This window comes from Lysinibacillus sp. NPDC097162 (assembly GCF_044762185.1).
Taxonomy (GTDB): domain Bacteria; phylum Bacillota; class Bacilli; order Bacillales_A; family Planococcaceae; genus Lysinibacillus.
Window position 1 is genome coordinate 19,801 of the sequence record NZ_JBIWDT010000003.1, and the last position, 13,302, is coordinate 33,102.

The 13,302-nt window shown below is 38.3% G+C and carries 12 protein-coding genes and 1 riboswitch; of the genes, 7 read left to right on the forward strand and 5 right to left on the reverse strand.

Annotated features, from left to right (window positions below):
• Positions 1-12 precede the first annotated feature (12 nt).
• A complete protein-coding gene (locus tag ACIQXW_RS14700; protein WP_340822913.1) occupies positions 13-480 on the forward strand; it encodes an NUDIX domain-containing protein in 468 nt (155 codons plus the stop codon).
• Positions 464-1,240: an alpha/beta hydrolase family protein gene (locus tag ACIQXW_RS14705; protein WP_340822914.1), complete on the forward strand. Its 777-nt coding sequence runs from the start codon at positions 464-466 to the stop codon at positions 1,238-1,240. The genes ACIQXW_RS14700 and ACIQXW_RS14705 overlap by 17 nt, the downstream gene beginning before the upstream one ends.
• Positions 1,241-1,464: 224 nt before the next feature.
• Here the strand turns inward: ACIQXW_RS14705 and ACIQXW_RS14710 are convergent, their stop codons facing one another.
• Positions 1,465-2,421: an alpha/beta fold hydrolase gene (locus ACIQXW_RS14710; protein ID WP_402763265.1), complete on the reverse strand. Its 957-nt coding sequence runs from the start codon at positions 2,419-2,421 to the stop codon at positions 1,465-1,467.
• Between the two features lie 103 nt (positions 2,422-2,524).
• Complete coding sequence (gene pckA / locus ACIQXW_RS14715; protein WP_401009134.1) at positions 2,525-4,111, reverse strand: phosphoenolpyruvate carboxykinase (ATP); 1,587 nt, start codon at positions 4,109-4,111, stop codon at positions 2,525-2,527.
• 202 nt (positions 4,112-4,313) lie between these two features.
• A riboswitch (SAM riboswitch) is annotated at positions 4,314-4,432 on the forward strand.
• Positions 4,433-4,687: 255 nt separating this feature from the next.
• Here pckA and metK point away from each other — a divergent pair.
• Positions 4,688-5,884 (forward strand): methionine adenosyltransferase, encoded by a 1,197-nt coding sequence (gene metK, locus ACIQXW_RS14720; RefSeq protein WP_340822917.1) that lies wholly within the window; start codon positions 4,688-4,690, stop codon positions 5,882-5,884.
• 361 nt (positions 5,885-6,245) lie between these two features.
• Here metK and ACIQXW_RS14725 read toward each other — a convergent pair whose 3' ends face one another.
• The gene (locus ACIQXW_RS14725; RefSeq protein ID WP_024363704.1) at positions 6,246-6,758 is read right to left on the reverse strand and encodes a gamma carbonic anhydrase; all 513 of its coding nucleotides are present in this window, start codon (positions 6,756-6,758) and stop codon (positions 6,246-6,248) included.
• 135 nt (positions 6,759-6,893) lie between these two features.
• Between ACIQXW_RS14725 and ACIQXW_RS14730 the strand changes: the two genes are divergently transcribed.
• Complete coding sequence (locus ACIQXW_RS14730) at positions 6,894-7,700, forward strand: alpha/beta hydrolase (protein ID WP_340822920.1); 807 nt, start codon at positions 6,894-6,896, stop codon at positions 7,698-7,700.
• Positions 7,701-7,829: 129 nt separating this feature from the next.
• Positions 7,830-9,338 (forward strand): alanine/glycine:cation symporter family protein, encoded by a 1,509-nt coding sequence (locus ACIQXW_RS14735; RefSeq protein ID WP_401020826.1) that lies wholly within the window; start codon positions 7,830-7,832, stop codon positions 9,336-9,338.
• Positions 9,339-9,798: 460 nt separating this feature from the next.
• On the opposite strand, the gene mnmM is transcribed toward ACIQXW_RS14735, so the two are convergent.
• Together mnmM and mnmL are read right to left on the reverse strand one after the other, a co-directional pair.
• Positions 9,799-10,377, reverse strand: coding sequence for a tRNA 5-(aminomethyl)-2-thiouridylate-methyltransferase MnmM (gene mnmM / locus ACIQXW_RS14740; protein WP_402763271.1), 579 nt, complete (start codon positions 10,375-10,377; stop codon positions 9,799-9,801).
• Positions 10,374-11,330, reverse strand: a complete 957-nt coding sequence (mnmL, locus tag ACIQXW_RS14745; protein ID WP_340822924.1) for a tRNA modification radical SAM protein MnmL/YtqA — start codon at positions 11,328-11,330, stop codon at positions 10,374-10,376. The genes mnmM and mnmL overlap by 4 nt, the downstream gene beginning before the upstream one ends.
• A 293-nt stretch (positions 11,331-11,623) precedes the next feature.
• On the opposite strand from mnmL, the gene ACIQXW_RS14750 reads away from it, so the two are divergent.
• Together ACIQXW_RS14750 and ACIQXW_RS14755 are read left to right on the forward strand one after the other, a co-directional pair.
• On the forward strand, positions 11,624-12,814 hold the full coding sequence (locus ACIQXW_RS14750; RefSeq protein ID WP_340822925.1) for an MDR family MFS transporter: 1,191 nt from the start codon (positions 11,624-11,626) through the stop codon (positions 12,812-12,814).
• Positions 12,815-12,947: 133 nt separating this feature from the next.
• Complete coding sequence (locus ACIQXW_RS14755; protein WP_340822926.1) at positions 12,948-13,295, forward strand: ArsR/SmtB family transcription factor; 348 nt, start codon at positions 12,948-12,950, stop codon at positions 13,293-13,295.
• Positions 13,296-13,302: the final 7 nt, after the last annotated feature.

Genomic DNA, 13,302 nt, shown 5'->3' on the forward strand with positions numbered 1-13,302 from the left:
GAGTGGAATGGAATGTTTTCATTTACAGATTTAAATGGTTTTCAAGTCGATTTAAGTTTTACAAGAGGTGAGTTTGAAGTTGAGCCGAAGCATGTACTTATCTTTTTAAAGCATAAAAATAAATGGTTATGCACGATTCATAAGCGTCGTGGCGTAGAAGTTCCAGGTGGTAAGGTAGAACCTGGCGAAACATTAGAACAAGCTGCTGTTAGAGAAGTATTTGAAGAAACAGGTGTACATGTGAAAAATCTTCGTTGGTTCGCAGAATACGCTGTCCATGGTGAACTATTGTTTTGTAAAACAGTCTTTACTGCACAATTTGTAAGTCAGGAGAAGGTAGAGTTTGACTTGGAGACATCAGGAATGGTCTGGCTAACTGATGAAGAGTTCGTAAGTCACCAAAATTTAAGCTTTCATATGAAGGACGAAGGCATGCAAAAAATGCTAGAGGAGCTGAAGCGTTATGACGATCAATGGTGAAATAGTTGAAAAACGTCCATACCCTTCACCGAATCCAGCTATTCGTTTATCAGAAATTACTTATTTATCACTTGGATTACGGGTTAAAGGTTTGCTAGCAGAGCCTAAGGCAGAAGGTACATACGATGGGTTTTTATATTTACGTGGAGGAATGCAAAGCATCGGCATGGTGAGACCGGCTCGTGTTGCTCAGTTTGCCGCACAAGGTTTTATCGTTTTTGCCCCTTACTATCGAGGGAATAGAGGAGGAGAAGGTCGTGATGAGTTTGCTGGTCAGGATCGTTATGATGCAGTGCATGGAGTAGATGTGCTAAAGCAATTTTGCAATGATAATATTCATGTGTTTGGCTTTTCACGTGGAGGTATTATGGCGCTGTGGACGGCAATTTTACGTAAAGATATTACATCGGTTGTTACGTGGGCAGGTGTTTCAGATGCGACAGCTACTTATTGGGAGCGGACAGATATGCGTCGTATGATGAAACGCGTAATTGGAGGGACACCTAATCGTGTACCAGAGGCTTATGATGCACGTACACCTTTATTTGAAGTTGAACACATTACAGCACCGGTGCTTATTATTCACGGCTATCGTGATGAAAATGTAGATATTGAACATGCAAGGCAATTAGTATTTTTCTTAGAGGACGCCAATAAAAAGTTTGAAACGTGGTATGATTACCGTTTTGCACATCAATATCCACCTGCTCAAAATCGTGAAACTGTGCGCGCTTTGTGCGAATGGATGAAGAAACAATGATAATAGCAAAGGAACATTTTAAATTGTTTGAGTGACTGGCACTTATAAATCATAAAAATCCACTGCGCATTCCATGGGCACAAGGTAGGCCGCAACCGCGCTAACTGTGCCGTTTGTTGCGGCTTAGGCTACTTGTGTTGCCATAGGAATGTTCGTGGATTTTTATTATGTTAGTTATAAAAAATAGGACTAGAATAGTAAATTGTGTGAGTGACTGGCACCGATTATTTTGCGTAGGTGCTTAAAAAAGATTGGATTGCTTCCCAATATTTTGCTCCTGCTACATTTTCGGCTCTACCGTGGCCAGCACCTTCAACAAGTAGTTTTTCTTTAGGCACATTGGCTGCTTCATAGACTTCATTTAGCATTGAAGAAGGGACGAATGTGTCGTTACTACCGTGGATAAATAGCATCGGTGTTTGTGATTTTGCAACTTGTTTGACCGTATCAGCTTCACCAAGTGTATAGTCAGCCTTTAATTTCGTTACGGCTGAAGCAAAATACATGATAGGGAAGGCTGGTAAGTGGAAGATCGCTTTTAGCTGATAAGAAAATTCGCCCCAAACAGAAGAATAGCCACAATCCTCGATGATTGCCTTAACGTTTGTAGGTAATTCTTCGCCAGATGCCATCATTACTGTGGCGCCTCCCATCGAAACACCAAAAAGGACAATTTCTGCATCGTTATTTAATTGAACCGTATTGTCAATCCATGACACGACATCTAAGCGATCATGCCAGCCCATTCCGATATAGTCTCCTTCACTTTTACCATGACCTCTCGCATCAGGAATAAGTACATTATAGCCCATGTCATAGAAGTGTTTTGCATACTTGGTCATCTGTAATCCATCACTTGAATATCCATGAAAAATAATTGCCCATTTGTTTGAATCATTTTGATTTTTAATGGAATAAGCATGTAGTTTTAGTTGATCTACGGATTGAATCGTTGTTTCTTCGTAATGGCTGTTAAACCATGTTTCACGAGCCTCTTGCTCTTTCACTTCATTCGGATTAGATTCAATTAAATTATGTGGTGCATCAAGAACGGCTGATTTATCAGATTGTGGATTTAACGCCAAGTTGTAAAAGTAATTGCCCGCAATAAATCCTGCTCCAATAAACAATACAAATAATGAAACGATGATGCCAACTAGTATTTTGTATTTTTTTTTCATATGTATCCTCCAATACTATCCAAAACATAAAAATTTGAAGAGTATTTTTTATAAAAACGGGTAAAAAAAAGGGAACGAATAAATCGTTCCCTTAGCCGCATTATTATTTTAATGGACCACCAAGTTTAGTGATTGCTTCAGAAACATTTGAGAATTTCTTGAAGTTGTCATTGAATAGACCAGCAAGTTCAGCAGCTTTTACATCATAAGCAGCTTTGTCTGCCCATGCATCGCGTGGGTTAAGCACTTCTGAAGGTACGCCTTCAACTGCTGTAGGAATGTGTAAGCCAAATACAGCATCTTGAGTCGTTTCAACGTTGTTTAGTTTACCATCGATTGCAGCACGTACCATTGTACGAGTGTAAGAAAGCTTCATACGGCTACCTGTACCGTATTCGCCACCAGTCCAGCCAGTGTTTACTAAGAATACTTGTGCGCCATGCTCATCGATTTTTTGACCTAACATTTCAGCATAAACAGTTGCTGGAAGTGGAAGGAAAGGAGAACCGAAGCATGTAGAGAATACTGGTTCTGGCTCTGTTACACCACGTTCAGTACCTGCAAGTTTAGATGTGAAACCACTTAGGAAGTGATACATTGCTTGTTCTTTTGTTAATTTACTGATTGGAGGTAATACACCAAATGCATCAGCAGTTAAGAAAACGATTGTTTTTGGATGACCTGCAACAGATGGATCAACAATATTTTCAATATATTGGATAGGGTAAGCAACACGTGTATTTTCTGTTAATGAAACATCATCGTAATCACAAACACGAGTTTCAGGATCTACAGCTACGTTTTCTAGTACAGAACCGAAGCGGATTGCGTTATAGATTTCAGGTTCTTTTTCAGCAGAAAGGTTAATTGTTTTTGCATAGCAACCACCTTCAATGTTGAATACGCCGTTGTCAGACCAGCCGTGCTCATCGTCACCGATTAATTTGCGGTCAGGGTCAGCTGATAAAGTTGTTTTACCAGTACCAGATAAACCGAAGAATAATGCCACATCGCCAGCTTCACCTACGTTTGCTGAACAGTGCATTGATAGGATGCCTTGTTGTGGTAATAGGTAGTTCATAATACCGAAAATAGATTTTTTCATTTCACCAGCATATTCAGTACCACCGATTAGGATGATTTTCTTTTCAAGTGATACAATAATGAATGTTTCAGAAGATGTACCATCGATAGCTGGATCTGCTTTAAAGTTAGGAGCTGAGATAACTGTGAAGTCAGCAACATGAGAAGCTAATTCTTCTTGTGTTGGACGGATAAATAATTGATGGGCGAAAAGATTATGCCAAGCATATTCATTGATTACTTGGATGCTTAATTGTGAATCTTTGTCAGCACCAGCAAAACCGTTGAATACGAATAATTCGTCACGTTCTTTTAAGTATTTAACTACTTTTACATATAAGTTATCGAACACTTCCGAAGAAATTGGTTGGTTTACTTTACCCCAGTCAATTTTATCTTTTGTGCTTTCTTCTTCTACCGTATATTTATCTTTAGGTGAACGACCAGTGTATTTGCCAGTTTCTGCACGAACTGCGCCATCTACTGTTAACATAGCCTCACCACGAGATGTAGCTTTTTCCGCTAATTGTGGTACTGAAAGTTGAACGTTAATGTTCCCGCCGTTTAATAATTCCTTCAGTTCGTTTGCAATTTCTACTGAATTCATCGATTAAATACCATCCTTTTTTATAGTATTCCCTTGAGTTTGAGGGAGTTTTTCTTAATTTCAAAAATAGTATAACACAATTGCTTTAATAATCTATACTAATTCAAAAATTATTTTCGTGTTTTAAATAACTTTCAACAAAAAGTCATAAAATAATTGACAACGTTCGACCTTTTACGTAAGATGAGGAATTGAACGGATACTCTTATCCCGAGCTGGTGGAGGGTCAGGCCCTGTGAAACCCGGCAACCTGCATGAACTATTTCACGACATGCGCTGGTGCCAACCTGATGCAAGGGGAAAACCCTTGAACGATAAGAGTGAAAGGTTACGAAGTCATTATTCCTTTCCTCATGTAAAGTACGTGAGAAAAGGATTTTTTTTATTTTCATAATGAATGTAAAGGTAAGTATATACAATTCTTTCCTTATTATAATGACGGATCTTTCGAAATCCTCATGTTAAAAGCAACAACGGCTTGAAAGTTCTATCCTTCAGGAGCGAACTTGACATGGGTAATGAGTACCGTATTAATTTCGCAAATGCTATTTGTAAGAGTAATAGGAGGAAAATCAAATGACAAACCGTCGATTGTTTACATCAGAGAGTGTAACAGAAGGACATCCCGACAAAATTTGTGACCAAATTTCGGATGCCATTTTAGATGCCATTTTAAAAGAAGATCCAAATGCACGTGTAGCGTGTGAAACAACTGTAACAACAGGATTAGTATTAGTAGCAGGGGAAATCACTACTTCTACTTATGTAGATATTAAAGGTATCGTGCGTGATACAGTAGCAGAAATCGGCTATACACGTGGTAAATATGGCTTTGATGCTGAAAACTTAGCAGTACTAGTTGCAATTGGTGAACAATCACCAGATATTGCCCAAGGTGTAGACCAAGCATTAGAAGCGCGCGAAGGTTCTATGACTGATGCAGATATTGAAGCTATTGGCGCAGGTGACCAAGGTTTAATGTTCGGTTACGCTTGTAACGAAACACCTGAGTTAATGCCTTTACCTATTAGTTTAGCGCATAAATTAGCTCGTCGTTTAACAGAAGTACGTAAATCAGGTGAACTAGCATATTTACGTCCAGACGGTAAAACACAGGTGACAATTGAGTATGATGAACACAACATCCCAGTTCGTGTCGATACTATTGTTATTTCAACACAGCATGATGAAGAAGCATCACTTGAACAAATTCAATCAGACTTAAAAGAGTTAGTAATAGCACCAGTAGTACCTAGTGAGTTATTAGATGCTCAAACGAAATATTTCATCAACCCAACAGGTCGTTTTGTTATTGGTGGACCTAAAGGAGATGCTGGACTTACTGGGCGTAAAATCATCGTTGATACATACGGTGGCTATGCACGTCATGGTGGTGGTGCATTCTCTGGTAAGGACGCTACAAAAGTAGACCGTTCAGCTGCATATGCTGCTCGTTATGTGGCAAAAAATATTGTTGCTGCAGGTTTAGCAGAACGTGCTGAAGTCCAACTTGCTTATGCCATTGGTGTAGCACAACCAGTATCAATCGCAGTAGATACATTTGGTACAGGAAAAGTAAGCGAAAGCGAAATCGTACAATGGGTTCGCGAACTATTTGATTTACGTCCAGCAGGCATCATTAAAATGCTAGATCTACGTCGCCCAATTTACAAACAAACGGCTGCTTATGGTCACTTTGGCCGTACAGATTTAAATGTGCCTTGGGAAAATACGGACAAGGCAGATGCATTAAGAGAAAAAGCAAGTCTATAAGCTATTTTGTAAAGAGCATTCGAATATGTGGTAAACATATGCAAATGTTTTATTGAAGGGGCTACGTAATGGCCCCTTTCTAACTTGCTTCAGCATTCACACCCCACTTCTAAAGGTTGGATTTGAATGCTGAAGCAAGTTAAAGGCCCAGACGGATGTCATAGATTTTCTAAGGCGCTTTTAGAGCGTGCTGTAAAAATTTGGATGAAATGATGCCTAGGCGTAATTGATTGCAAAAAAATTCGCGTCTTTCCGTTTACCTTGGAAGGAAATCGCGAATTTATTTTTTATCCTATATAACTTTGTTTATTACTAGAGCACTTACACCTATATCGCAGCCCGCGTATTTTTAGGGCATCCATTATTTTTGAAGAGATTTGTAATATTGACCTTTTTCGGCGTATTCTCTAACGATACGTTCCATGTCTTCTTTATCTTCAGCATTTAATTCACGTACAACTTTTGCTGGACGACCTAATGCTAAGCAATTAGGAGGAATGACTTTACCTGGAGGTACAAGACTACCCGCACCAATAAATGCACCTTCTCCTATCTCTGCCCCATCCAACACGATTGATCCCATACCTATTAATGCATTTTTTCGAATTGTACAGCTATGTAAAGTTACTTGGTGTCCAACTGTTACTTCATCTTCGATTATTAATGGATATTTTGGACTTTGATGTAGACAGCAAAGATCTTGGATACTTACTCGTTTACCAATTATTGTTGGTGATACATCACCTCGAATAACTGTATTAAACCATATAGTTGTCTCGGCACCAATCGTTACGTCACCAGTAACGGTTGCATAGTCAGCTATAAAAACTGATGGATCAATAGTAGGTGTTTTGTCTTTAAACGGATAAATCATGCTAAACGCCTCTTTTCTTTCTTTGATGTAGTATTATCGTATCAAATGCGCAATTTTATGCAAATATAATTTTATAAAGACGAGAATATTTCGTTATAATCATTGTGTAACTATTTATTTAGGAGGACTATGTGAATGTGGAAATGGGAAGCTGATGGACAAGCGAAGGCTGTGATTGCTATTGTTCACGGTGCTTATGAAAATCACCGTTGGTACGCATGGCTTATTGAAAAACTCAGAATGGAAGGCTTCCACGTAGTCATGGGGGATTTACCGAATCATGGGGCAAATGCGAAACTCTCACGTGTCCATGATGAGGACTTTAAAGAGTACAACAAATATACAAGGCATTTAATTGAAAATGCTTTTTCATATGATTTGCCAGTGTTTTTAATGGGGCACGGACTAGGAGCAACGTTAATCCTTCATACAATGCATAAGAGAAAATATGAGTGTGCAGGAATTATTTTGACATCACCTTGGCTGCATTTGAAATTACAGCCTGGTAAGTTATCAAATGCATTAACGAGCTTAAGTGCTTTAACGGCAAGCGTTAAAATGACACACGATATCTCTTTTGACAAATTAACGCGTAGTGTCGAAGGTAGAGATGAAATGAAGGACGAGTTTCCTTTTAAGTCCGTTATCTCAGTAAAGTGGTATCGTGAATTACAGCAAATGATGCGCAATTTAGCGGTCATGCCAAAAGCAGAGTTTCCGAACACGCCTATGCTTATTATGACTGGGGAAAGAGATAGTATCACGGAAACTAGACAAACACGCAATTGGCTACATCAGCAGGAGTTTGCTGAATTCCAATTTAAAGAATGGGCAAAATGCTACCATAATTTATTCCATGAAATAGAGCGTGAAGAGATTTTTGTCTATATCCGAGATTTTGTTAATAATGCCTTGCGTCGAATTGGATATATAATTCGATAGAATGTTTCCCCTCCGAAAAATATTGTTGAATAAGATGTATAGTAACTTGAAAATAATGTTGTAATTTTCAGAAAAATGTAATACTATAATGTCTTAAAGTAAGAATATTCATATTTTGGGAGGGATAAAATGGAAGGTATTGTAAGTTTTCTGAACAGTATTTTATGGGGGCCGTGGTTTATTTATGGTATTTTATTGATTGGTTTATTCTTTTCAATCATTACACGGTTCCTTCAAGTAAGACTCATTAAGGATATGTTCGTCTTAATGTTTAAAGGAGAGAAATCGGAAAAAGGAATTTCTTCTTTCCAGGCAATGTCGATTGCATTATCAGGGCGTGTTGGTACAGGTAATATTGCTGGTACGGCAACTGCAATCGCAATGGGGGGTCCTGGTGCAATTTTTTGGATGTGGGCAATTGCCTTCATCGGTGCGGCGACGGCCTATGTTGAGTCGACATTAGCACAAATATATAAAGAAGAGAAAGATACAGAATACCGTGGTGGTCCGGCCTTTTACATTGAAAAAGGAATGGGGCAAAAATGGTTTGCAGTCATTTTTGCGATTGCGGCGTTAATCGCAATGTTAATATTAATGCCTGGCGTTCAATCGAATGCAATTTCGGTTGCTGTTGAAAACGCTTTCGGTATGGAATCTTGGATTACAGGAATAATAATTGTCGTATTATTAGGTGCAATTATTTTCGGTGGGGTTAAATCGATTGCAAATGTAGCACAGGTCGTTGTACCGTTCATGGCTTTAGCATATATTCTAATGGCAATTGTTATCATTTTTATGAATATTTCACAAGTACCTGCTGTATTTTCTTTAATTTTCTCAAGTGCTTTTGGTGCTCAAGAAGTATTTGGGGGTATTATTGGTTCAGCAATCGCTTGGGGTGTTAAGCGTGGTATTTATTCAAACGAAGCTGGTCAAGGAACTGGAGCACATCCAGCTGCAGCTGCAGAAGTTTCACATCCTGCGAAACAAGGTATTGTACAAGCAGCATCTGTGTACATTGATACATTATTAGTTTGTTCGGCTACTGCATTTATGATTTTATTTACAGGTATGTATAATGTTCAAAATGAAAAGGCTGTTGAAGGTGCAGATTCGTTTATTTACGTAGGAGAATTCAATCAAAACGGTCTTACAGGAGACGAACAAATCACGTTTGCGAAAAGTATTAAAGAAGGTGCTGCGTATACACAATATGCAGTGGAATCTTCATTGCCAGGCATTGGATCAGAGTTTGTAGCAATTGCTTTATTCTTCTTTGCATTTACGACAATCATGGCGTACTACTATATAGCTGAAACGAATGTAGCCTACTTATTCACTGGGCAAACCGAAAAGATTTTCATTTGGATAGCTAAGATTGCCTTTTTGATTGCCACATTTTACGGAACGATTCGTACATCTGACCTTGCGTGGGCAATGGGAGATGTTGGTTTAGGTTTAATGGTATGGATAAATGTAATTGCTATCTTAATTATTATGAAACCTGCGATTCTAGCATTAAAAGATTACGAGAAACAGAAAAAAGAGGGCAAAGACCCTGTTTTTGATCCTCGTAAACTAGGAATTAAAGGTGCAGATTTTTGGATTGAATACAATGATAAACGAAAAAATAAATAATGTGTAAAAAGGGTCCTCTCATTATGAGAGGGCTTTTTTATTTTTATTGCTGCAACGGGCGGACGCTTTCTTGTGGGCACAGTGTAAGCCATAACCCACTCTATCGCACGGTCTGTTGCTTCTTACGTTTTGTGCGTTATGAGCAGGCGTCGTCGCCCTCCACTCCAATCAACTCGTATAATTGTTTGAGTGCCTGGCACCAATTGTAAGTTAGTGGGGAATTTCATTTTTTTTGTAAAAATCAAAAAGATAAAAAAATGACAAAAGTATCAAGCGTTAACTGTTTCATGTCTTTTGTCTAAGATTTTGATGAATAATTAGAGTCCTATCATAGAAGACATCTAGCTAAAATTATATAGAAACAGTATTTTCTATATTAAAAAGTATTCCATCATAATTCTTTGTGCCTCTGAGAAAGGAAAAAGCCCGAAATTTCAAGTTCGGGCTTTTGTAAAAAGGGTTAATTGGTAGGTAAGTCTTTCATTTTTTCTAGGGCAATGACAAATGGTGGATCGTTTTGTTGGTTTAGAAATTCGTATTTTAACACATGTACATATTTTTGTGGTAAATGACTGACAAATTCAATAACAGCGTCACGTTCTTCCTTACCACCTGGATGGCCATGGTAGATGACAAGTACAATTAAGCCTCCAATTTTTAGGAGTTGTAGTAAATCTTTAATCGCTTGAATAGTTGTATTCGGTTTTGTCACGATATCATGGTCACTACCAGGTAAATAGCCAAGATTAAAAATTGCAGCAGTAACTGGCTTTTGCACATGTTGGTTTATATTTTCGTGCCCAGTATGTAACACTAGGGCACGGTGCTCTAACGCGTTGTCTAGCAGACGATGTAAAGTAGCGTCAACAGCGCTTTTTTGCACATCAAATGCATAAACTTGTCCGTTATCGCCAACAAGCTGTGCTAAAAATAATGTATCATGGCCGTTTCCAGCTGTGGCATCTACAACTGTATCGCCTTCTTGTATCGTGTCTACTAATAATTGCTGTGCATATTGTAAGACTCGTTGAAGCTTCATTTTGTGACCTCAGCATTATAAAACTTACCTTGCCAACTGCCACGGCGTTCTAACTCCGCATCAATCCCATTCAGTACTTCCCACTTATTGACACTCCACATCGGTCCAATCATTAAATCAATTGGCCCGTCACCTGTTATACGATGAATTACCATATGTGGTGGCAAAATTTCTAACTGATCGGCTACTAGTTTTGTGTAAACATCTTGGTCTAAAAATTCTAGCATGCCTTTTTCATATTGTTTTACCATTGGTGTCCCTTTTAATAGGTGAAGTAAATGGATTTTAATGCCTTGGACATCGAGCTTTGCAACTGCGCGTGCAGTTTCCATCATCATGTCATAGTCTTCTAGTGGAAGCCCATTTATAATATGTGAACATACGCGAATTCCGTGCTTACGAAGTTTTTCAACACCTTCTACATATGTTGCATAGTCATGTGCACGATTAATGAGGTTTGCTGTTTTTTCATGAACTGTTTGAAGTCCGAGTTCAATCCATAAATAAGTGCGTTCGTTTAGTTCTGCTAAATATTCTACAACATCATCTGGAAGGCAGTCTGGACGTGTCGCAATGGAAAGTCCTACTACGCCTTCTTGCGCTAATGCTGCCTCAAATTTCTCCTTTAAGACAGGAAGCGGTGCATGTGTATTTGTATACGCTTGGAAGTAAGCCATATACTTGCCATCTTTCCATTTTTGATGCATTTTGTCACGAATTTCTGCGAACTGCACATCAATTGGGTCTACTTTATTACCCGCAAAGTCTCCTGACCCCGCAGCACTGCAAAATGTACAACCCCCAAATGCAACAGTACCATCACGGTTCGGGCAATCAAAACCTGCATCGAGCGCTACTTTAAATACTTTGTGACCAAACTGATCACGTAAATATCGATTCCATGTATAGTATCTTTTCCCCTCTGTAGGAAAAGGAAAGTTTATTTCTGTCATGTATTTCACTCCTCTAACGTTATATTTTATCATGTGCGTAAGGTTCCGTCATGGATAAGAATTTTAATATGTAGGAATGGTTGAGATACAAGTTTATTCATTTAAATAAGAAATGTGATTTATTGTCCAGATGGAGGAATGCATGTCTGTTATAGCAAGAGCACAGTGAGGAAAAAAGTCTATTTAAAAAAGGAATATTTTATGAAGAAAAGGTAAATTTATTTTCCTTGTACTTTTTTATTTTTCAGCATAAACTAGCTATTTAGAGATACGAAATAACGGAGGTCAAGAATATGCCAAAAAGTGTTTGGTTTTTAATTATCGGTATGCTTGTGAACACGACGGGCAACTCTTTTTTATGGCCTTTAAATGCCATTTATATGCATGACTACCTAGGAAAGACACTTGCCATGGCTGGCTTTATTTTAATGTTGAATTCGGCTGCAGGTGTGTTAGGGAATCTTTTAGGTGGATTTTTATTTGATAGAATTGGTGGCTACAAGTCTATTATGCTAGGTATTCTTTTAACAGTTGCCTCGTTAGTCGGCTTAACGATTTGGCATGGTTGGCCTCATTATGTGTGGTTCTTAACTGTCCTTGGATTTAGTGGAGGCATTGTATTTCCAGGAATGTTTGCGCTAGCTGGAGCTGCTTGGCCTGAGGGCGGACGTAAAGCGTTTAATGCGATTTATTTAGCACAAAATGTTGGTGTTGCTGTTGGTCCTGCATTAGCTGGCATTGTTGCAGATTATCAATTTGATTATGTCTTTGTGGTCAATTTAGCAATGTATATTCTATTTTTCCTCATAGCATTGATTACATTTAAAGGAATAGATTCAGAAAGTATAGCGCTGAAAAATGTAGTAAGTGAGAGTAAACGCATTACAAATAAAGCACCATTTTATGCGCTATTAATTTTAAGCACGTCTTCAGTATTATGCTGGCTTGCTTATTCACAATGGAGTGCGACGATTTCTTCGTATACACAAGATTTAGGTTTAGGGTTAAAGCAATATAGTTTACTTTGGACTATTAATGGACTTCTCATAGTGATTGGGCAGCCGTTAATCGCTCCACTTGTGAGACGCTGGGAGCATCAAATAAAGCGACAATTAGTATTTGGTATTACGCTTATAGCAGCTTCATTTGGAATTATAGCATTTGCTGAAGATTTTAAAATGTTTGCAGCTGCAATGGTCGTACTAACATTTGGAGAAATGTTTTATACACCAGCATTACCTACAATCGCGAATCAGCTTGCACCAAAAGGCCGAGAGGGTTTCTACCAAGGGATTATCAATAGTGCGGCAACAGCAGGCCGTATGATAGGTCCATTGTTCGGCGGCATAATGGTAGATCAGTTTGGAATGATTGCACTCGTTTCTATTTTAGTAGTCGTTGTATTAATGGGTATTTTCCCATGCCTTATGTATGACCGACCGTTGCTGATGAGTGACAGGCACGGAAACAATTCTGAAAATTAAAGACGATTTATATTAAAGCGAATGCAAATCATTCGCTTTTTTTATTTTTTGGATTGAAATTGACCTCGCAAAACGATACAATCATACATATTCAAATATTTGAATATGTAGACATAATAATGGGGGGATTAACGTGGAAGAGGGCTTACAACAGTTTAAAGCCGATTTTTTTAAAGCTTTAGCACACCCGTTACGAATTAGAATTCTTGAATTATTGGTAGATGGTAAGAAAAGTGTTAATGAGATTCAAAGTTGCCTTGAAAAAGAGGGCTCAGCAGTTTCGCAGCAGCTAAGTGTATTACGGGCGAAAAATATTGTTTATGGCACGAAGGAAGGAAAAAAAGTTTACTATTCTTTGAGTGATCCGATGATTGTTGAGTTGCTGCGTGTTGCCAAAGACATTTTTAACAACCATTTAATTCATACAATTTCAAGATTAGAAGAAATGACCGTCAGTGAAAATGATGAAGAGATGATGTAAGGTCATA